This is a genomic window from Rothia nasimurium (assembly GCF_928382285.1).
Lineage (GTDB): Bacteria > Actinomycetota > Actinomycetes > Actinomycetales > Micrococcaceae > Rothia > Rothia nasimurium_E.
This window is the reverse complement of sequence record NZ_CAKMSS010000001.1, coordinates 386,251-405,741: the sequence shown is the minus strand read 5'-3', so window position 1 is coordinate 405,741 and position 19,491 is coordinate 386,251. Positions and strand designations below refer to the sequence as shown.

Here is a 19,491-nt window from a genome sequence, read left to right as displayed (position 1 = left end):
CGAGGCGCTATGTCTAACTTTGCTTTTGTTTACCAGGCCCTGCCTGAGCTCTACCAGGATTGCGCCAAGGCCGAGGGCTATCTGGTGACGGACGCGCCTACCGCCTGCTTCTACACCCGGCGGGCTATCGAGGGTTTGGTTGAGCATATTTACCGGGTGCGGGGTATCTATCGCCCGGAGCAGACCACGTTGGCGACCTTGACCAGCAATGAGGCTTTCTCGGTATATCTCGACAATGACAAGCGTCTGAAGTTCAAGACCATCCGCCACCTGGGCAACGATGCGGCCCACAATTCACGGAAAGTGCTGTCTGAGCGGGACGCCGAGCGGGCTGTTACCGACCTGTATCATCTGATGGTCTGGGGCGTGTATAACCATTCGGCAAACCCAGCCCTAGCCCCTATGGGTAGGGCTTTTGACCGCCAGCTGATTCCCACGCTACGCCGTCAGGCGGAGCAGCGGGCCCTGACCCAGCAGCGCATGGCTGAGGCTGAGGCCGAACGCACGGCTGAGCTGGAGAGACTGGCTGCTGAGCACCAGGCGCGGGTGGACGCTATGGACGCCGAGCTAGAGCGTCTTCGCGCCCAGTTAGCTGAAGCCCAGGCGGCTAGACCTCTGCCCGACACCCACGACTATAACGAGGCTGAAACCCGCGACTACTTCATCGACCTGCTCCTGGGTGAAGCTGGCTGGCCCCTTGCCAATACGCGGGACCGCGAGTACCCGGTGACGGGCCTGCCCACCCCCAGTGGGTCGGGCCGGGTTGATTATGTGCTGTGGGGTAGGGACGGCCGCCCCCTCGGCTTGGTTGAGGCCAAGCGGGCCCGGGAGTCGGTAGATGTTGGCCGTGACCAGGCGAAGGCCTATGCGGACGCGCTCCAGGCGGCGACCGGCGTCCGCCCGGTTATTTTCTATACCAACGGCTATACCCACTACCTGTGGGATGACGCTGCCGGTTACCCGCCGCGTGAGGTGCAGGGTTTCCTCACCGAAGATGAACTGGCCCTTTTGATTGAGCGCAGGACCAGCCGCCAGCAGTTGAGCGGTCAGCAGGTGAATACTGAGATTGCGGGGCGCGATTATCAGCTGCGGGCTGTTGCTTCGGTGGCTGAGGCTTTTGATGCCCGGCGTCGTAAGGCCCTGCTGGTGATGGCAACCGGTTCGGGCAAGACCCGCACGACCATCGCCCTGGTGGACCTGCTTTCACGCGCCGGGTGGGTCAAGCGCGTCCTGTTCCTGGCTGACCGCACCGCCCTGGTGAATCAGGCGGTTAAGGCTTTTAAAACCCATCTGCCGAACCTGGCTACGGTGAATCTGGTGGAAGATAAGCAGGCCAATGGCCGGGTCTATGCCAGCACCTACCCCACCATGCTGAACATCATTAACCGCACCCGGGCTGAGGGCGAGGCCACTCTGCGCGAATTCGGCCCCGGTTACTTCGATTTGATTGTGATCGATGAGGCTCACCGGTCGGTCTATGCCAAGTACAAGGCGATTTTTGAGTACTTTGATGCCCTTCTGGTGGGGCTGACTGCTACCCCTAAAGACGAGGTTGATTTCAACACCTATGCCCTCTTTGACCTAGAAGCCGGCGTGCCGACCGACGCCTATACCCTCGATCAGGCGGTGAGCGATGGTTACCTGGTTCCTGCCCGGGGCTTTAGCGTAGGTACCCGTTTCTTGCGCGAGGGTATCCGCTATGACCAGCTCAGTGAGGCTGAGCAGGAGCAGTGGGAGTCTGCTGACTGGGGTGATGCTGTGCCCGATGAGATTACCAGCGAGGCCCTGAACCGCTTTCTTTTCAACGCCGATACGGTCGATAAGGTGCTGACCACGCTCATGGAGCACGGCTACCGGGTAGCTGACGGTGAGTTGCTAGGCAAGACCATTATTTTTGCTAAGAACCAGGCCCACGCTGATTTTATTTACAAACGGTTTAACGCGCTCTTCCCCGGCTACGGCGGCTCCTATGCCCAGGTGATTACTAACCGCACTTACGCGGCTGAGTCGGCGATTGAGAAGTTCTCCGAGCCGGAGTCTCTGCCTCGCATTGCCATCAGCGTGGACATGCTCGATACCGGCATTGATGTGCCTGAGATTCTGAACCTGGTCTTTTTCAAGCTGGTACGGGCCAAGACCAAGTTCTGGCAGATGTTGGGGCGCGGCACCCGCCTAGCACCCGATGTTTTTGGCCCCGGGGCTGATAAGCAGGACTTCTTGGTCTTCGATTTCTGCCAGAACCTGGAGTATTTCAGCCAGGAACTGCCCGGCTCTGAGGGTCAGCTGGCAAAGCCTGTCTCTCAGCGGGTGTTTGAGACCCGGGTGAGGCTGGCTCGGGCCCTAGTGGGTTCTGGCACCGTGAGTGCTGGGGACGATTACGCGGTGGCGGTGCGCTCTGATCTGGCTGCCTTTGTGGGTAGGTTCGATATGGGCAATGTGCTGGTGCGCCCCCACCGGGCTGCAGTGGAGCGCTTTGCATCCGCGGACGCCTGGGCGCAGCTTTCTGAGGCTGAGGCCGAGTTGGCGCTGAGCTTGGGGGCTGTTGCCTCAACGGTGCCGGTCGAAGGGACCCTGGAGGCCAAGCAGTTTGACCTGCTCATGCTTGGGGCCCAGCTGTCTGCCCTCACCGGTGATTCTGCCGCACTAGCCCGTGCCAAAGAGGTAGCCCAGACCCTGGCCGAGGATCTGCTGACCAAGGCAGCGGTTCCTGCCATCGCGGCCGTCCTACCCCACCTGGAGCAGTTGGCCGCAGATGACTGGTGGGTGGATGTCTCCCCTGCCCTGCTGGAGTTCATGCGCAAGAAGCTACGCGGTGTCACCCACCTGCTCGATAGGGGCCAGAAGAAGATTGTCTACACCAATTTTCAGGACGAGCTCATCGACCCGGTAGAGGTCGAGGTTGTGCGCACCCAGGTGGGCATGAACCAGGAGCGGTTTGAGCAGAAAATGCAGGAGTACCTGCGCGAGCACCTGGATGCGGTTGCCGTGCAGAAGGTTCTTCGCGGCAAGCAGCTAACGGACGAGGATTTTGCTGCTCTGGCTGATTTGATCGACGCTTCGGGTATTGGCGGGCCTGCAAATGTGCAGGTGGCGCGTGAGTCCGGGGGTCTGGGTGTGTTTGTGCGCTCGCTGGTGGGTTTGAGCCAGGACGAGGCCCGGGCGGCTTTTGCGGTCTTTTTGGATGAGTCGCGGTATTCGGCGACGCAGATTCGGTTTGTGCAGCGCATTGTGGATGAGCTGAGTGAGAATGGCACGGTTGATCCGTCGCGTCTCTATGAGGACCCCTATGTGAGTTTGGGTGACCCGCTTGAGATGTTCGGAGACGATGACGCCTTTGAGATTGTCTCGATTCTTAACCGAATCAGGGCTACGGCCGAGGTAGCTTAAGGGAAATCTTTTAGCAGATGGTGACTAGGTCTTTCTTGGCTTCTGCTGAGATTTTCTCTCGCAAAACTGTGGGGGTAACAACGTCAACCCTGACACCTAAGAGCCGTCTGAGTGATTCTGAAATTCCAGCGAGTTTCATGATGGTTGCGCCTTTGGTGTCGTCAATGTCAACCATGATGTCGATGTCGCTGTGTGCATGAGCATCCCCGCGTGCAACTGATCCGAAAAGCCTGGGGTTGGTGGCTCCATACTTGGTGAAGATTGCGCCGATAGCGTCGCTGTTATCAGCAATGAGTTTCTGTAGTCTCAGTGAATCTGCGCTGGCTGTCATGGTCCCTAGTCTACGCAAGGTTTGCTTCCCTGGGTAGAGGCTGCTGAGAGGTATAACCCCATATACTTAGTGCTATGGCTATTGCAATCTCGGGCGAGACTAAATCGCGTATTGATCGTATTTGGAATGATTTTTGGTCGGGTGGTATTTCTAACCCGCTAGAGGTTATTGAGCAGATGACTTATCTGCTGTTTATTCGCCGTTTGGATGATGTTCAGACTCGTGCTGAGAAGAAGGCTCGGTTGACTGGCCGCCCGGTGGAGAACCCGGTGTTTGGTGAGGGTCAGGAGTTGTTGCGGTGGCAGAATTTTAAGAATCAGGATCCGCAGGTCATGTTTGATCTGATGAATTCTGGTATTTTCCCCTTTTTACGGAATTTGGGGAGCCAGGTGGGTGGTGAGGCATCCACCTATTCGCAGCATATGAAGGACGCTACTTTCCGTATTCCTTCCCCTGCCCTTTTGGCTAAGGTGGTTGATCAGTTAGACGCGATTGCTCTTGATGATCTTGATACGAGTGGCGACTTGTATGAGTACATGCTCTCAAAGTTGGCAACGTCGGGTACGAATGGCCAGTTCCGTACTCCGCGTCACATTATTGAGTTGATGGTGGCGATGATGGCGCCTGATGTTGAGGACGTCATTGTGGACCCTGCCTGCGGTACGGCTGGTTTTTTGGTGGCGGCTGCTGAGTGGGTGCGTGAGAATCGGGACCCGTTTACAAATGCCAAGCACCGGGAGCATTTCCATGAGGGTATGTTCCACGGGTATGACTTTGATTCGACCATGTTGCGTATTGGGTCGATGAATATGATGTTGCACGGTGTGAATAACCCTGATATTCGCTACCGTGATTCTTTGAGTGAGGGTGCCAGTGAGGACGCCGAGAAGTACTCTTTGATTCTGGCGAATCCGCCGTTTGCGGGGAGCTTGGATTATGAGGCGACGAGCCAGGATTTGTTGAAGGTCGCAAAGACCAAGAAGACTGAGTTGCTGTTTTTGGCCCTGTTTTTGAAGTTGCTCAAGCCTGGTGGGCGAGCTGCGGTGATTGTGCCGGATGGTGTTTTGTTTGGGTCGTCGAAGGCTCATAAGGACGTTCGCCGCGCCTTGGTTGAGGACCAGAAGCTGGACGCTGTGGTGAAGTTACCTTCGGGTGTCTTTAAGCCCTATGCGGGTGTATCGACTGCGATTTTGTTCTTTACGAAGACGAATTCGGGTGGCACTGACGAGGTGTGGTTCTTTGATGTTGAGGCTGATGGGTTCAGCCTGGATGATAAGCGGAACCCCGTTGAGGCTAATGACCTACCGGAGGTTTTGAAGCGCTGGGCTGATCGTGATGGGGCTGAGCGTGAACGGGCCCGCACGGAGAAGTCCTTTACTGTTCCTAAGAGTGAGATTGTGGAGCAGGGCTATGACCTCTCTATTAACCGCTATAAGGAGCTGGTTTTTGAAGAGGTGGCCTACCGCTCCCCTGAGGAGATTATTGAGGAGCTGGAGCAGACCCAGCGCGAAATTGGCGAGCACATCGAGCAGCTGAAGAAGGTGATGGGGCTGTGAGCGAGAAAAGGACGGTGAGGCTTGGCGATGTCTGCCAGGTAACTATGGGACAAGCCCCCAAGGGAGATACATACAACACAGATGGTGAGGGCTACCCTCTGATTGCTGGGGCTGGGGACTTCGACAATAAAGGTGGTATTTCTGTCTCAAAGTTCACCACTGCTCCCACTCGGCTTTCAGAGCCTGGGGATATCATCATGAGCATTCGTGCTTCTATTGGAGCTACTGTTTGGGCAGATAAAATTTACTGTCTTGGTCGAGGTGTAGCGGGGTTGAGGCCAGGGCCGGAATTAGATTCACAATTCCTTTGGTACTGGCTTCCAACAGTTGAAAAGCTTCTACTCTCTAAAGCTCGTGGTGCTACCTTCGTTCAGGTAAACCGCAAAGATGTGGAAGAGCTACCGATTGAACTTCCGCCATTAGACCAACAGAGAAAATTCGCCGAAGAGCAACATCTAAAATTTCTAATTCAGCAAAAACGTGAGCGCCAGCAGGAGCTTTTCATTGAATTTGAGAGAGCGATTTTCAATCAGAAATATGCAAAAGCTACGAAATCGGTAAAGCTTGGTGATATTGTTGAAATTCGCTCAGGTTTAGTTGATCCGACATTACCTGAATATCAAGATTTACCGCACATCGGACCTGACAGCATTGTTAGTGGACGCGACGAAATCAGAGGCTGGAGAACTGCCGCCGAAGACGGCGTAAAGAGTGGAAAATTCTTATTTAAAAAAGGGGATATTCTTTACTCAAAAATCCGCCCAAATCTCAACAAAGTAGCGATAGCACAGTTTGATGGTTTATGCAGCGCGGATATGTACCCTTTGATAGTTAACAATAACCTAGTAGGTTCCAAATATCTTCAAATGGCACTTAGCTCCGAGAGATTTATCGCCTACGCAAGCTCATTATCCAACAGAGCAAACATTCCAAAGTTAAATAAAAAACAGCTCTTATCTTTTCAACTAAAAATATAAATTAACCACCAATTTATACAATGCGATGAGTATAGCTGCTGGCGTAATGATCGGTTTAATCATCAACAATTTCTACCCAAGGCTCTATCGTGAATTAAAAAACTTAAGCAAGAAATATCAGTATCAACGAAATAGAACTCTGCATTGTGAAATTTGCAAAAACCCAAAAACAAAACGTTTTAATTTATATACTAAATCATAATTCTTTGAGGTAGTAAATAATGAGCATTAAAGACATTCCAGCATCAGTTTGGCCAACAATAATAGTATCGATAATAATTCCAATAATTAAATTTGTCGCCACTCTGCTTAGAAGCAGTGTCAGCCCGGATTTCAGAATCCACACATCGTGGTCAAAAACAAACAGAGATGTTCTAGAAACCATTGAAAAAACACCGGATAATTCATTTGCAAACAAAATAGCACTCAATTCAATCTCCCAGGCGTTAATCATTAATAGTGCAAATGCAATTTTCAATGCATCTCGCCCTAAAAGACCATTCGTTGACTGGCTCTGTGTATCTGTATTCGGCACACTAAGCGCTATATCAATTGTTAGTTTTCCAAGGCCCTTAAATATTTTTGGTGCGATAATATTCCTAACCCTTCTCGCAGTATGCGAAATATCAGCGTTACTCAGGTCAGAGCTTAATAGACATTTCAAAAAATTTATCAGATTTTGCTTAGTTGATTCCGTCAATAGCAAAGTTCTTCTTGAAAACCCGGAGATTGCGTACCAAATTTTTGTAAGGGAGGCGCAAAGGTCCGCGTATCGCACCTCCCCCATGATAACTAGAAACTACTCAAACTGGCCCCAGTATTGGAGAATAATTAAAAAATTTAAAGTGTCACTCAATAAAATATTTCTATTTGAAGTTCCAGAAAATCGGTACGGAATCATTCTCAAATACATCGTCGCCAGGCAAAAGGAGATTTATAAAAATTTTTAGTCACCATATAGCTAGGGTTTTCGATAAACATCTATATTATATAAATAATTAAATATCATAAAAAACACCTCTCGCCTGCTTGCTTATAAGTTTCCAGAAATATTGTCAACCTAATTTTCTTCTACTATTCACCTGCATGAATAATATTACGTATCAGAATAAATAAATGTTGGTAAGCATTACTCAGGCCATCAAGGGGATCTCGGTATCTCAAAACCAAAGAACGAGTGTGTTTTTTAAGGAGTTCAACTCAACAGTGCTGCCAAAATAATCTCACCAAATGGCTATGGCGCTTAGTAACAGTCACGATCCAAATACTACACTAGGTTCATTATGAAAAGAGTATTAGCCTCACTAGTTTCTGCAGCCTATTCTTTGTCAACTCGCTCAATAGATTCAGGGTGATTTACCCTGGCTGGCCCACAAACAGTAATAACTGATGCAGAGAGCACCTTCTTTATTGGTGCACGGATCAGTCAAGGAGAGCATTAAAGGGTTTTCCGGTTGGGTTTACTGCCGGTGAGGTAGAAGGCTTGAAGGGTTGCCTGAGATTTAGCAAATTGTGTGGATACTAAGTTCAGTTGTACGATAGTGGGGACCATGGTCTAGGGGGATTTTCAAACCTAGTAATATTCCTCTACCTTTTTCGAAGAAGTATTTTCTACTTCTAATTTGTTTGAGGATGTTCTTTTCTAACAAGCGAAAGATTTTAAAATAATGATTCAAATTATTGCTACCGCTTTAAGCTTAATTGGCGCTTTTACGAGTGGAGTTATAGTGACACTGTTAAATCACCGCTTCAATAGACTTGAAACCTACAGAACTTTAGTTCAGAATGCTAGAATTGCATTTGAAAAATGGGAAGCTTCAAAAATTGGCCCTGGCGAAAATATCTACTACGAGGGTCTTGATTCAGAGTTATTAGATGATATTACTCGCAAAGCTCATGAAGATTTCTTTGAACGCTACTTCAATACTTCTTTCGAGCTTAAAGCTTCCCTTGGCCCAATTAGAGATCTAGATGAGAGGATTGACAACGCTTTAAATAATAGTAGTTGGAAAATTGAAGATGAATATATCAATCAACTTCGAGAAGCACTAATCATCTTGCAGGGCGATAAACATGCTCTCATTAAATCTATAAAAAAATCCTTTAAGAAATACAAGCAAACATCACACGATACCTAGTTTTTTACGGGTTCGGGAGCAGGGCCCTAAACATTTTATAGTAATTTCTCAACTAACAATTAGCAACTTTGCATACCATTTTTTATATAAATTTCAGTTACTCCCATTAAATCTATCAGTGACTACAATACCATTTCATTATTAGATCATCCAGAGGAATTCTAAAGAACATAATGTTGTTAGGGTAAACATAGCAGTTTTTGCTGCTAAGGTGCCACCGGTCCAGCCAACCATTCAGGTTCCACTTTATCCAGCCCAGCGGCAAGGGCAGTTGCGGACTCAAACCAGCTCCTTACCCCTACCAGCAAAGTCTTTGGCTGGTTGGTAGCAAAAGCAGCTCGGGCAGTGTCGATCAGTTCACGGGCGTAAAGCTCACGGTTCCCAGTATCGAGCGCTAACATCCAGGGGAAAACAGTGGCCATACGCTCATCCAGTGAACCACCCTCAAGTGTTGTTGCAGCAATAATCTGAGCTGCAATTGCAAACATGTTGCGACGCTCGTCTGCCTCGTGCTCAGTCATGAGCACCAGGTTTTCACCGTCACGACGGGTCACAAGAACAGGCTGAGACTCAACAGCTTTAAAAAAAATGGTTTGGAGTTGCGGCTCAGCTCTGAGGAATTGAAGGTTCGAGCGTAGGTAAGAGTAGACATACAAATAGCTGATTCAGAAATAGTTCTGAAAACAAAAGGTTATGAGATTTTCTATCCAAGTCCAGCACCACTCTTGTTGAGCTCATCTTGATTGCTTCATAGTTCATACTTATTGCTGGTCCTCCAGCCAGTGGAGTGTACTGATAATTAGACTTATCCCCATGAAGTACACGCTTGTGTGCCCTGTAGTGTCAGCCGAGTAAGGTAGGTAATTTCTGGTGGTTGATGAAGTTCCCACAACCGACGAGTTCCGTCCAGCCGTATTGCGCGTACTCTCCGACGGGAAAACCATGAGTTTTGCTGAGCTTTGCCAAACTACAGCCGACTATCTCAGACTCAGCCCGAAAGCTCGACAAGAGTTGCTACCCAGCGGCCAACCCAGATTCCGCAATCGAATCAACTGGGCATGTTCAGCCCTAGTCAAAGCCTCACTAGTATCACGACCAGAACGAGCCATGTATAGAATCACTGAAAACGGTTTGGAGGTCAACGCTAGGGACCTGAAATCTTACAGTGAAAAAGATTTGTTAGAGTGGCCCCAGTGGCAGGAATATCAGCAAGAAATTGCAGAGCGTAAAATCTCAGAAGGTTCCTCATCATCCGTCACTGAGCCTAACCTTGACTCCGATTCAGACCCGTTTGAGCAATCCATGGAGCTCACCCGCAGACACAATGCTTCAATTGAGACTGAGCTGCGGAGCAAGCTACAAGAAGCAACACCAGCCTTTTTCGAGAAGGCAGTGGTCGACCTTCTCTGGGCCATGGGCTACGGTGGCCCTAATGGCGAACGAGAACACGTTGGTAGATCAGGAGACGGCGGAATAGATGGAGTCATACGCCAAGACGCTCTGGGCCTAAACAAGGTATACATCCAGGCGAAAAGGTATGCCGATGGGAATTCGGTAGGCCGTCCTGCAATTCAGCAGTTCTTCGGGTCGCTCTCCTCTCGTGGCGCTGACCGAGGCGTATTCATCACAACCTCCCGTTTCTCCGAGGAAGCTAAAAGGGAAGCAGAAATCTATAAGAAAATCGTCCTCATTGACGGTATCCGCCTGACCAAGCTCATGCTGGAATATAAGGTTGGTGTGCAGCCCGCCCAGCATTTAATACTTTTCCAGGTTGATGAAGACTATTTCGACTCAGATGTGATGTAGTATGGCAGAAATCAGAATCGCACCTGTTCACACCTAGCCTTCTCACACCTAATCTGGCTTAATCGGTATATGGAATTAAGATATAACAAAACTGCTGAACAGCTTTACGACGGGATTACCCTCATGCACCGCAACCTAAAAGACGGTGCAGAAACAAACCCCGCTGAGGACTCCCCCGCCCGCTTTGGATACTCGGCTGTTCCCCCGTGGCTGTGGAACGGAATCTTTGACGCCATGACTTTCCTGTCCGGCGTCATGGGCGTTGGCTCCGAGCCTTACAGCAATTGGCTGAAGAACCACCAGAACCCCGCCCCCATTGAGGAATGCGGCCTGGCTGACCTCACCCTCTATTTCTTCATGGCAGGACGCGGCGAGAGGTTCTGTGAAGGCACCATCGCTGGCTTTGTTAAAACAGGAAAACTGCTCGCCATGACTGAGCGTTTCTTCGAGCTAGTCCCCACCTTGCCAGGCAAAGACCTTCGGCAGAAATAGCGCCGTCAGTAACCCCGGCAAGACAACAACCGAAATTGCACATACACCCTAACTATTAACAGATCAGGGTTCAACTTAACGTACTACACGCAGGGCCGGGCGTCCGCTCTCACCATGCTTTTCGGCCTTGCCCTCCCCCTGCACCAGGCGCAGACGAGAACTAAACGTCAAAGTCAGCACGTCATCAACGGGCACCGCAAGATCAACAGCAATACGCTCAGCCGTCACAGCACCGCCCTTATCAGCAGTGAACACCTGTGGGAAAAGCCTGGACTGCTCAAAGGCTCCCATGCCCTCAGGCTCGCCATCCCTGTACCCCCGGCGTGTTAGCTCAATACACACCTTGCGGTAAATCCAATCAGTCATCCGCCCACTCTTATGCAAAGAGGTTGCCAAGGCAAAGGCAGATACCTGAAAAATGTACTTAGCTTCTACAAGATGGTCCACTGAAGCATTCTGGGGGAGATATTCAGCCAACAGCGACTCAGGCATTAACAGAGCAGACGCGAACTCATCCGCCTCGCGCTCCTGCACAGCCAAAGAATCATCAACAGGAGCAAACCGGTGCAGCACAAGATGCCCCAGCTCATGAGCAATATCAAACCTAGCCCGCTCGGGCGTCTTCTGCCGAGCAATAAAAATAAAAGGCTTACCCTCATACCAGAGCGAGAAAGCATCAACCTGCATGGCAGCATCTGGAAGCACCATCACACTAATACCCCGCGACTCGCACAACTGCACCAAATTCGGCAGGGGCTTAGTACCTAGCCCCCACTCCTCACGAAGCAACTGAGCAGCTACCCTTGGGGCTATTCCCTCGAATGAGGGCACGACAATTGAAGGTAGGGTGAACTTATCCTCCACCCACTGCATGACCTCAATACCGGTAACGCCTGCTGCAACGGCAGAATCACGCGCACTGCGAGTAGCAGCACGGCCAGCCCTAAAATTTACACCGTCAACCTCAACCGCAACCTGCGGCTGGCGTGAAAAATACTCAACCGGGTATCCAAGAACTTGAGCTAACTGACCGACTGCAGAATCTGGCGCACCCTCTTTTTCATATTTTTGAGTAGTACGGTCAGTTACCCCTAGCACCTGTGCCAAAGACACACGGGTATGCCCCCGCCTCTTACGGGCGAGGGCAACACGCTCAGGGTAACTGCTATGCAATCTGGAACTCAACGTCTCCGCCACCAATATCAGGAATTTTGCTACGGTCAATATCTAACTTAGTTCGAGCTTGACCCTCACGCCACGTTAGACCCCACAATGGAAACATGAAGGATCAAGAAAGCCTCTACACAGTAGGGGAAGTAGCGCAGGCGCTCGGTGTCACGGTGCGCACCCTGCACCATTGGGAATCCCTCGGGCTCATTGCCCCTGCTGAGCGTACCTGGTCGAATTATCGGCTGTACACTCCCGACGATATTGCGACCCTGCAACGGATCCTTATCTACCGGGCAACCGGCATGAAACTCACCGACATTAAAGAAGCCCTGGCCAGTAGCTCAACCAGCCTGGAGCACCTCCGCAGGCAACGCCAGGCCCTCATGGAGCAGCAACAGCAGCTCTCCGCTATGGTCACTGCTATCGACACCCTCATGGAGCACGAAATGACGAACAAGAAACTCACCCTCACCGAAATCGGCGAAGTTCTCGGCGATGCCAACTTTGCCAGCTACCAGGCAGAAGCTGAGGAACGCTACACCGGCACAGATGACTGGGCCATCAGCCAGCAGCGCACCGCAAGCTGGAGTCAGGCCGACTGGGCCGGTTACAAGAATCGCGCCGCTGAGCTGGACGGAAAACTAGCGGATGCCGTGCGCCGCAACCTGCCGACGGACGGCACCGAGGCGAGCGAACTCGTCCACGCCCACCGTCAGCTGCTGAGCGAGTTCTTCCCCGTCACCCCCGCCAAGCACTACCTGATCTCGCGCGGTTATATTACCGATGAGCGGTTCACCAGCTACTACGAGTCCCAGCAGCCGGGCCTAGCCCAGTGGCTGGCTGATGCTATCGAGGCAGAGGCTGAACGTGCCGGGGTGGACCTGACTAACCCCACCTGGGACTAACTACAGCATCTCCCCTAACCGAGCGTGCGTCATATCGCTGAGCGTGCACCGACAGTGCGCACGCTCAGCGATATGACGCACGTTCGTTGTACCGCCGGTAAATTGAGCCTATAAAAATGCCCTATACAGACCTGCCCCTGACCGGCTCCGAAAAAGAGCTGGTGCTTGGCTATATCCGTTTTCAACAGGGGATATTCTTGCGTAAGCTCCGGGGCGCGGACGGCACCTGCCTGGGTGAGAGCGTCCTTTGCAGCCCCTGCACCCCAGCAGCATGACCCTAGCCGGTATGGCCGGGCACCTCTGGTTCGTTGAGGACTACTGGCGGGAAAAAATTCTTGCTCAGCCATAGCCCTCACCCTGTACATAATGTACATTTAGTACATGACAACAACTACCGGAACAGCAGAATTTCGCAAGAACCTCGGCCACTACTTTGATGAAGTACAGCGAGAGCCCATTGCCATCGAAAGCAGAGGCCGCCGCCGAGCCGTCCTTGTCTCCCCCGTCTTTTTCGATCAAGCACTCGAAGCACTCGAAGACAAACTTGATGCTGCTAAAGCCCGTCAAGCCCGCCAAGAAGAAGACGAAATCCCCTTTGACCAGCTCATGGATGAGCTCGGCATTAAGCTCTCATGACAGCTAACTATTCAGTTACCTTCAAACCTTCAGCAGCAAAAGAACTGCGCAAAATCAATAGAAACGATTAGACCCGCATCGCCAAGAAAATCCAAGAGCTTGCCTCAAACCCATACCCGCCAGGAATCAAGAAAATAATTGGAGGAGACGGCGAACTCAGGCTTAGAGTTGGCAACTACAGGGTAATCTACGCTGTCGAAGAAGGACGACTCATCATCTTGGTTCTAACAATCGGTCACCGGCGAGAAGTCTATAAAAAATAGAAAGCGGACCCGAAATCAGCGAAGTTCTTAGCGACATCATCGAGGCTGAGGCCCAGCTTTTGGCGGGGTGGACCTGGCTAACCCCACCGGGGACTAGCAACCGTCTCTTCCCTAACCGAGCGTGCGTTATATGGGGCAGGCACCTGGGTCATGCCGACCTGCTCCGAGAGAATATCGACGGGAATACCGGCGACTAAAAAGCACTCACAGCACCTCAGCTATAGCACCCGCAAAGCTGGCCTGCCCGCAGGGCTCTTCTCAACTGAGGTCGCCACCGACTTAATAGGAGCCATCACCTCGCCAAAGGTAAAACCGTTAACCTCTTGCATGGTCACACCTACCGTTGCCGCGAGCACCGCAATGCTCTTACCCTTCTCACGCATGTCCGCCACAATATGCGGAATCACCCGAGAACGATCAGGCTTATAGCCGTCAGGCTCCCCCGTTTTATACCCGAGTTTGTTAAGGGAAACGTAGTTCTGACGCTGACCCCACTCAGTCAAAATACCAAGCTCACCGCCACGGTAGTTCATAGCCATAGCAGATACCCGGAATTTCTTTTTCAAGGAAAAAATAGAGTCCAAGCCCGCGGAGCGTGGCATTTCAGCCCGAATAGCGCGAGCAGGCATGAGAAACTCAGAAGCAAACCTATCAGCTTCTTTTTCGACATCCCGCTCCGCAAGATAGGAGCCCCGTGAGTGCAACACCAAATGCCCAAGTTCATGAGCAAGATCAAAGCGCATACGCTCAGCTGTTTTACTCGTTTTAAGAAAAATATAGGGCTGGCCATCTGGGTACCAGTGGCTAAAAGCATCAAGCTTCTCAGCTGCCTTAGGCAAGGACAGCACACGAATACCCCGTGATTCAAAAAGCTGCACAAGATTAGGTAGAGGTTGTTCGCCCAACCCCCAGAGAATACGCAGTTGCTGGGCTGCCATCTGAGGCTCAGTGTTATCAAAAGTTGGAACATCTACCTGAGGTAACTGATAAGGCTTCACAAAGTGCTCAAAGAACTCCATGCCAATTGCACCTAGCGAAGTGCTTTCGTACTTGGATTTCTTAGAAACCTTCTTAGCAGACCTAAAATAGACGTCGTCTAGGCTAATGAGTTCGAAAGGGGAACCCGTAAAGAAACTTTGAGGCCGATCTGTCGCAGCCGCTAGTGAGCTAGCGTGCTTTGCTGGTGCCCCATCGTTTTCGTAGGTATTGATGGTTCGGGGTTCAACCTGCAAAAAATTAGCTAATTGTACTTTTGTAAGGCCTGCAGATTCTCGTGCAGCCCTTACACGGTTGGGGTCAATTGTGCTAACTTGCTTCTGCATCGCCTATCAAGAAATCAATATCGGGGGTGGAATCTGGCTGAGCATCTAGGAGAAGCTCTTCAGAACCAAATTCTAGGGTGGGCAGAATAATTCGTTCTTTCCAGACCCTAATGTAGCCGTCCTTGAAACCGTCAGGGGCAGGTTGTGAGAGCTCCACGCGAATATGGTTCTTTGCTTTACTGTAGAAGTACAGCAGTACCCAGGTTACCGGCATTGGCTCTGATAGCAAATCAGCCAGTCCATCGAGTGTCTGCTGGTCTGAGTGCCGGTTATTCCACACATCTCTTTCAGTCATTACCCCCTTGGGCGTTGCGTTAGACGGCGATTTCTTTGTGCCTGTTTGAGCGGTGCCCGTAGCCACCATGAGTGATATCTGCCGATTAGGGCTAACAATTCGAGGGGCGTTCTTCTCATCAATTGCTTCCCATTCTTGAAGTACCAGACTCTGACGTAAAGAAGCTAGAGTTTCATGCCAGCGATACGTCCCTGCAGCGGTAGAAGCATGTTGTGCTGTAGCTAGTTGGGACCCGTTGTGGCCTGCTAAGACAGCGTCTTCAAGCACCTGGAAGTCAACCCCTAAATCAACTAATCGACTCAAGGCAATTGCACCGGTAAACACTCTAGCGTTTACGGGCTCGGGAAGGCCCTCAATCGGAAGAACATCAATCTGGGGCATAACCCACTCCTTACTTGGCCTACTAATATAGTGAAACCATCCTCTCATTAAAAGGTAAAAAACCGGAAGTTATTGACCTTCGTTTTACCTCAAATTTACCCGCGTATAAGGTTTTTCTCTCACACTTGTAATCAACTTATCCACTGTTCTACGAGAGGTACTATCATGCTCACCGTCTTCGACCTCAACACCCGCACCATGCTCTACGGGCCGGATTTCTGGGAGCTCACGGCAGGTTACACGGAGTTCCACGGGGTCAGCTTCGTCTCGTCCTTCGCCACGATTGACCAGCTCAGCCAGAGGTTCGAGCAGGTCAAGCTGATTCTGGGCCTAGAAGAAGCCAAAACCGGCAGCCTGCTGCGGCAAATCTTCGACCCAACCCGGCGCGTCCACGAACTAGAAACCGCCAGCGAGCCCCTGCTCGATGCCCTCGAAAGCGGCCGAGTCCACCTCAAATACAACGCCGATAAGCTCTTTCACTCCAAATACTTCATTCTCACATCGGCCGACGAGTTTGCGATTCTCACCGGGTCCATGAACCTCACCCGGCCGGCCATGACCCAAAACCACGAGCACAACACCCTCTACCGGGGTCGTTTCGATGACCCCGCCGACACCGCCTACCTGCGCGAGTACACTGAGCTCTTCACCCAAAACTTCGAGGTAGAAGCCACCGACTATCTCGACCGCAGCACCATGAAGGAATTTCGGCAGGCCAGCACCGCCGAGCAACGCACCAGCATCATCGATACCCGCATCATCAAGGACGCCAAACGCCTACCCACCGAGCACCGCGAAACCATCGGCCAGCTCCTGCGCGAGGAAAAATCCGATACAGCCACCCCCGAGAGCGTGACCACAACCTACCAGCTGGGTGACCCCGTCGTCCTGCACACCCTCAAAGCCACCTACACCCCCGCCGGTAAACCGCGCACCCCCGCCGCCGCGACCAAGGCCCTGCAGACCGTGCACCTCAAACAAAGGCAGGTCACCCCGGCGGACGCCAGCCCCATCACGGGTGCGCAACCCCGCTGGGTTGCCACCGACGACGGTACCCTGCTCATCAACCACGAAGGAAAGGAACTTTCACCGCTCACTGACGCAGAAGTCACCGCCCGCGACGCCTCCACCTTCGTCGATATCGTGCTCTCCTACCGGGACAACAAGATGCGCGATGAATCCCACCAGGCCCTGAGTGCCTTCCTCTTTGCCATGACGGCCCCGGTGCTCTGGCGCATCCGCCACCTGGTTATGGAAACCGGTGAAAACCCCGACAAAATCCCCGTTCTCCTGGCTATTTTGGGGTCTGGGTCATCAGGTAAAACCACCATGGTTGACGACTACCTCAAACCCTTCATCGGTGATTACTCTCCCCTGCTGGCCGAAGAACTGCTCAAAACCACCTACGGCTCTAAAACCGGGTCAATCAACTATATGAACAGCTACATGGAATCGGGCGAAGTCTCACCCCTCATCATCGACGAGGTGGGCACCCAGTTCCTGAACGGGGCAACGGTGCAGGGCAAAATCAAGCACTGGGCCAACCTGCGCTCCAACGGGTTTGAGGGCCCGCAGGGAACCATCATTCTGACCTCAAACGCCGACGGGGCTGTGCTGCAAGAAGCCATCAAGAAACGCGTCTGGTACATCTCTATTACCAGCGACTACAAGCCCACTGACCAGCAGGTCTATAACTTCACCTCCCTGGCGGGGTCGGTCAACAACAACCTCTACCGCCACGTGGTCTACACCCTCAGCCAGCGGCTCGACCACTTGACCGCCCACGAGATTCAGCGTTTTTCACGCAACTGGGTCTGGCTCACCGCCGAGATTCTGCAAGAAACCCTGGCCCGCTTTGGGCTAGAAACGGCCTTTCCCGCCAAAATGTTCACCCCCTACAGCTACCGCGACGAAATCGCCCGCGGCATCATCACCGACACCATCCACCAGGCCCACGCCAAGGACGCCCTAGCCTTCAGCGCGCACAGCCCTGAGGTAGCGTCCGTCCTGCGCTCTGCCTGGGAGGCAACCGGCACCTTCAACAAGACCCAGAAAGAAGAGATGATTGAATTTCGCTCTATTCTGCCCGCCGACTGCGTTTTAGAGGCAACCCCTAAGGCCATCACGCTGAACATCGAGCGCACTGACGCCTATCTGGGCGATCCCCTGCTAGCCGGCTACCGCGAGCGCAGCCCGCTCAATGTGGTGACCAAGAGCGAGCACACCCTCGCCCTGCTCGAAGCGCAGCGGGAGAGGTCTGAGCGGGAGAAGGCCGAGCTGAGGTTGGAGTTAGAGGCTGAGCGGGTTGCTTTGTTGACCCGGCAGATTCAGGACGCTGAAGCCCGCTCACGCGGGTGGGGGCGGCTGTGGCGGCGGTAGGCTCCGCTGCGCTCTAACCGAGCGTGCGTCATATCGCTGAGCGTGCACCTATCGGGCGCACGCTCGGCGATTTGGTGCACGCTCGCTCGCCTAAGCCAGCAGCGCGTTGAACACCTCAGAGGTCGAGGGGTGGGTGTAGATGCCCTCACCGACCGCAGCGGCCGGGATCTTCTGGGTCATGGCCAGGGCTACCGTGTTAATCAGCTCCTGGGAGTCAATGCACCAGAGGGTGGCACCCAGGATCTGGTTGGTTTCCTGGTCGAGAACGAACTGGGCAATACCCTCTGGCCGGCCCATAATCTTGGGGCGGGGCACAATCGCCAGATCTGCAATCTTAGCTTCGCGCACATCAGTCTCGTGATTGTGGCCGGCAGCCTCGGCGGTCAGCCCCACGGTGGATAGCGGCGGGTCAATAAAGGTAGTGGTGGGCAGCAGGCGACCGGTGCGGGTACGAGATCCGTCGCCCCAACGGTGCGACATCACGATGCGATGGTCGTCAAAGGACGCGTAGGTGAACTGGGGCGCGCCGGTTACGTCCCCCACCGCATAGATACCCTCCACGTTAGTGCGGCAGTGTTCATCGACCTGGATGCCCTTCTCGGTGTACTCGACCCCGGCTGCCTCAAGGTTGAGCCCGGCAACTAGAGGGCGGCGGCCGATCGCAACCAGAATAGCCTCATCGTCAAGCTGTTCGCTAGCCTGTTCAACTGCAATACGCTGGTCAACGATGTTTATACCCTGGTTCTCCAGGTGCTCGCGCACAGCCTGGGCAATGTGCCGGTCGAGGGCAGGTAGGAAGTCCCCTTCCCCCTTGTAGATGGTGACCCTGCTACCAAAGCCAGAGAACATGGTAGCGAACTCTAGACCAATCGGCCCGCCGCCAACTACGGCGAGAGAAGCCGGGGTGCTCTCAAGCTGCTGGATGCTGGTGGAGTCGTGCAGGCGTCCGCCCACCTCAACACCCGAGCTAGCCCCGGTGTTAATAATGATGGTTGAAGCGCTCACCTGCACCTGCTCCCCCACCTGCACAGTAGAAGAATCAACAAACCGGGCAGCCCCATCGAGTAGCAGTACGCCTTTACCCTCCACCATCTTCTGGTTGGCGGCGTTGAGTCGGGCAATGAAACCATTACGGTCATCGCGAGCCTCAGGAAAATCCCGGTGTAGGTGGGTCTGCTCCAGCAGGAACTTGGTTGGAACACAGCCAATATTGATGCAGGTGCCACCGTACATGGCAGGGTCTTGCTCAACCAGCGCTACCCTATCGCCGGCAGCTGCACGCTTCATGGCAATCGTTTTACCCGCCTTACCAAAGCCCAGTACCAGCACATCGACGGTTAATTCTTCCACCAGATCTCCTTTTGTATGAAAGTCGATTACGGATCTTACCCTGTCTACCTTACTCCCGGCAGGCGTCCGCCCCGGGCACCTGCCCAGCAATTTCGCAGAGAAA

Annotated in this window: 17 protein-coding genes; 11 read left to right on the top strand and 6 right to left on the bottom strand. The window is 52.6% G+C overall.

Annotated elements, in window-relative coordinates:
• Positions 1-9: 9 nt before the first annotated feature.
• Positions 10-3,387 (top strand): DEAD/DEAH box helicase family protein, encoded by a 3,378-nt coding sequence (locus L6758_RS01690; RefSeq protein WP_237204912.1) that lies wholly within the window; start codon positions 10-12, stop codon positions 3,385-3,387.
• A 10-nt stretch (positions 3,388-3,397) separates the two neighbouring features.
• On the opposite strand, the gene L6758_RS01685 is transcribed toward L6758_RS01690, so the two are convergent.
• Positions 3,398-3,718: a nucleotidyltransferase family protein gene (locus L6758_RS01685; protein ID WP_237204911.1), complete on the bottom strand. Its 321-nt coding sequence runs from the start codon at positions 3,716-3,718 to the stop codon at positions 3,398-3,400.
• Between the two features lie 74 nt (positions 3,719-3,792).
• Here L6758_RS01685 and L6758_RS01680 point away from each other — a divergent pair, with 74 nt between their 5' ends.
• From L6758_RS01680 to L6758_RS01665, 4 genes are all read left to right on the top strand, one after another.
• Complete coding sequence (locus tag L6758_RS01680) at positions 3,793-5,274, top strand: type I restriction-modification system subunit M (RefSeq protein WP_237204910.1); 1,482 nt, start codon at positions 3,793-3,795, stop codon at positions 5,272-5,274.
• Positions 5,271-6,251 carry a restriction endonuclease subunit S gene (locus L6758_RS01675; protein WP_237204909.1) on the top strand — a complete coding sequence of 327 codons (981 nt, stop codon included), beginning with the start codon at positions 5,271-5,273 and terminating at the stop codon, positions 6,249-6,251. Before L6758_RS01680 ends, L6758_RS01675 begins: the two co-directional genes overlap by 4 nt.
• Before the next feature lie 221 nt (positions 6,252-6,472).
• Positions 6,473-7,201, top strand: a complete 729-nt coding sequence (locus L6758_RS01670; protein WP_237204908.1) for a hypothetical protein — start codon at positions 6,473-6,475, stop codon at positions 7,199-7,201.
• Between the two features lie 717 nt (positions 7,202-7,918).
• On the top strand, positions 7,919-8,389 hold the full coding sequence (locus L6758_RS01665) for a hypothetical protein (protein ID WP_237204907.1): 471 nt from the start codon (positions 7,919-7,921) through the stop codon (positions 8,387-8,389).
• 206 nt (positions 8,390-8,595) lie between these two features.
• Here the strand turns inward: L6758_RS01665 and L6758_RS01660 are convergent, their stop codons facing one another.
• Complete coding sequence (locus tag L6758_RS01660) at positions 8,596-8,943, bottom strand: prevent-host-death protein (RefSeq protein WP_237204906.1); 348 nt, start codon at positions 8,941-8,943, stop codon at positions 8,596-8,598.
• A 316-nt stretch (positions 8,944-9,259) separates the two neighbouring features.
• On the opposite strand from L6758_RS01660, the gene L6758_RS01655 reads away from it, so the two are divergent.
• Entirely contained in the window at positions 9,260-10,195 is a 936-nt protein-coding gene (locus L6758_RS01655) for a restriction endonuclease (protein ID WP_237204905.1), read from the top strand.
• A 123-nt stretch (positions 10,196-10,318) separates the two neighbouring features.
• The gene (locus L6758_RS01650; protein WP_237204904.1) at positions 10,319-10,687 is read left to right on the top strand and encodes a hypothetical protein; all 369 of its coding nucleotides are present in this window, start codon (positions 10,319-10,321) and stop codon (positions 10,685-10,687) included.
• 75 nt (positions 10,688-10,762) lie between these two features.
• Here the strand turns inward: L6758_RS01650 and L6758_RS01645 are convergent, their stop codons facing one another.
• Complete coding sequence (locus tag L6758_RS01645; protein ID WP_237218602.1) at positions 10,763-11,911, bottom strand: helix-turn-helix domain-containing protein; 1,149 nt, start codon at positions 11,909-11,911, stop codon at positions 10,763-10,765.
• Between the two features lie 56 nt (positions 11,912-11,967).
• On the opposite strand from L6758_RS01645, the gene L6758_RS01640 reads away from it, so the two are divergent.
• The 3 genes from L6758_RS01640 to L6758_RS01630 all read left to right on the top strand — a co-directional run bounded on the left by L6758_RS01640 (position 11,968) and on the right by L6758_RS01630 (position 13,661).
• Complete coding sequence (locus tag L6758_RS01640) at positions 11,968-12,762, top strand: MerR family transcriptional regulator (protein ID WP_237204902.1); 795 nt, start codon at positions 11,968-11,970, stop codon at positions 12,760-12,762.
• 381 nt (positions 12,763-13,143) lie between these two features.
• Entirely contained in the window at positions 13,144-13,398 is a 255-nt protein-coding gene (locus L6758_RS01635) for a type II toxin-antitoxin system Phd/YefM family antitoxin (protein WP_237204901.1), read from the top strand.
• A 77-nt stretch (positions 13,399-13,475) separates the two neighbouring features.
• Positions 13,476-13,661 (top strand): type II toxin-antitoxin system RelE family toxin, encoded by a 186-nt coding sequence (locus L6758_RS01630; protein ID WP_272878730.1) that lies wholly within the window; start codon positions 13,476-13,478, stop codon positions 13,659-13,661.
• 218 nt (positions 13,662-13,879) lie between these two features.
• Here L6758_RS01630 and L6758_RS01625 read toward each other — a convergent pair whose 3' ends face one another.
• Complete coding sequence (locus L6758_RS01625) at positions 13,880-14,983, bottom strand: XRE family transcriptional regulator (RefSeq protein ID WP_237204900.1); 1,104 nt, start codon at positions 14,981-14,983, stop codon at positions 13,880-13,882.
• Positions 14,967-15,659: a hypothetical protein gene (locus L6758_RS01620; protein ID WP_237204899.1), complete on the bottom strand. Its 693-nt coding sequence runs from the start codon at positions 15,657-15,659 to the stop codon at positions 14,967-14,969. Before L6758_RS01620 ends, L6758_RS01625 begins: the two co-directional genes overlap by 17 nt.
• Before the next feature lie 165 nt (positions 15,660-15,824).
• Here L6758_RS01620 and L6758_RS01615 point away from each other — a divergent pair, with 165 nt between their 5' ends.
• Positions 15,825-18,038: a phospholipase D family protein gene (locus L6758_RS01615; RefSeq protein ID WP_237204898.1), complete on the top strand. Its 2,214-nt coding sequence runs from the start codon at positions 15,825-15,827 to the stop codon at positions 18,036-18,038.
• Positions 18,039-18,128: 90 nt separating this feature from the next.
• Here the strand turns inward: L6758_RS01615 and L6758_RS01610 are convergent, their stop codons facing one another.
• Entirely contained in the window at positions 18,129-19,388 is a 1,260-nt protein-coding gene (locus tag L6758_RS01610) for an FAD-dependent oxidoreductase (protein ID WP_237204897.1), read from the bottom strand.
• Positions 19,389-19,491 lie beyond the last annotated feature (103 nt).

Bases quoted from the DNA above. Each gene is read 5' to 3' on its own strand.
- L6758_RS01690 (WP_237204912.1), top strand. From the start codon at position 10: ATGTCTAACTTTGCTTTTGTTTACCAGGCCCTGCCTGAGCTCTACCAG.
- L6758_RS01685 (WP_237204911.1), bottom strand. From the start codon at position 3,718: ATGACAGCCAGCGCAGATTCACTGAGACTACAGAAACTCATTGCTGAT.
- L6758_RS01680 (WP_237204910.1), top strand. From the start codon at position 3,793: ATGGCTATTGCAATCTCGGGCGAGACTAAATCGCGTATTGATCGTATT.
- L6758_RS01670 (WP_237204908.1), top strand. From the start codon at position 6,473: ATGAGCATTAAAGACATTCCAGCATCAGTTTGGCCAACAATAATAGTA.
- L6758_RS01665 (WP_237204907.1), top strand. From the start codon at position 7,919: ATGATTCAAATTATTGCTACCGCTTTAAGCTTAATTGGCGCTTTTACG.
- L6758_RS01650 (WP_237204904.1), top strand. From the start codon at position 10,319: ATGCACCGCAACCTAAAAGACGGTGCAGAAACAAACCCCGCTGAGGAC.
- L6758_RS01640 (WP_237204902.1), top strand. From the start codon at position 11,968: ATGAAGGATCAAGAAAGCCTCTACACAGTAGGGGAAGTAGCGCAGGCG.
- L6758_RS01635 (WP_237204901.1), top strand. From the start codon at position 13,144: ATGACAACAACTACCGGAACAGCAGAATTTCGCAAGAACCTCGGCCAC.
- L6758_RS01625 (WP_237204900.1), bottom strand. From the start codon at position 14,983: ATGCAGAAGCAAGTTAGCACAATTGACCCCAACCGTGTAAGGGCTGCA.
- L6758_RS01620 (WP_237204899.1), bottom strand. From the start codon at position 15,659: ATGCCCCAGATTGATGTTCTTCCGATTGAGGGCCTTCCCGAGCCCGTA.
- L6758_RS01615 (WP_237204898.1), top strand. From the start codon at position 15,825: ATGCTCACCGTCTTCGACCTCAACACCCGCACCATGCTCTACGGGCCG.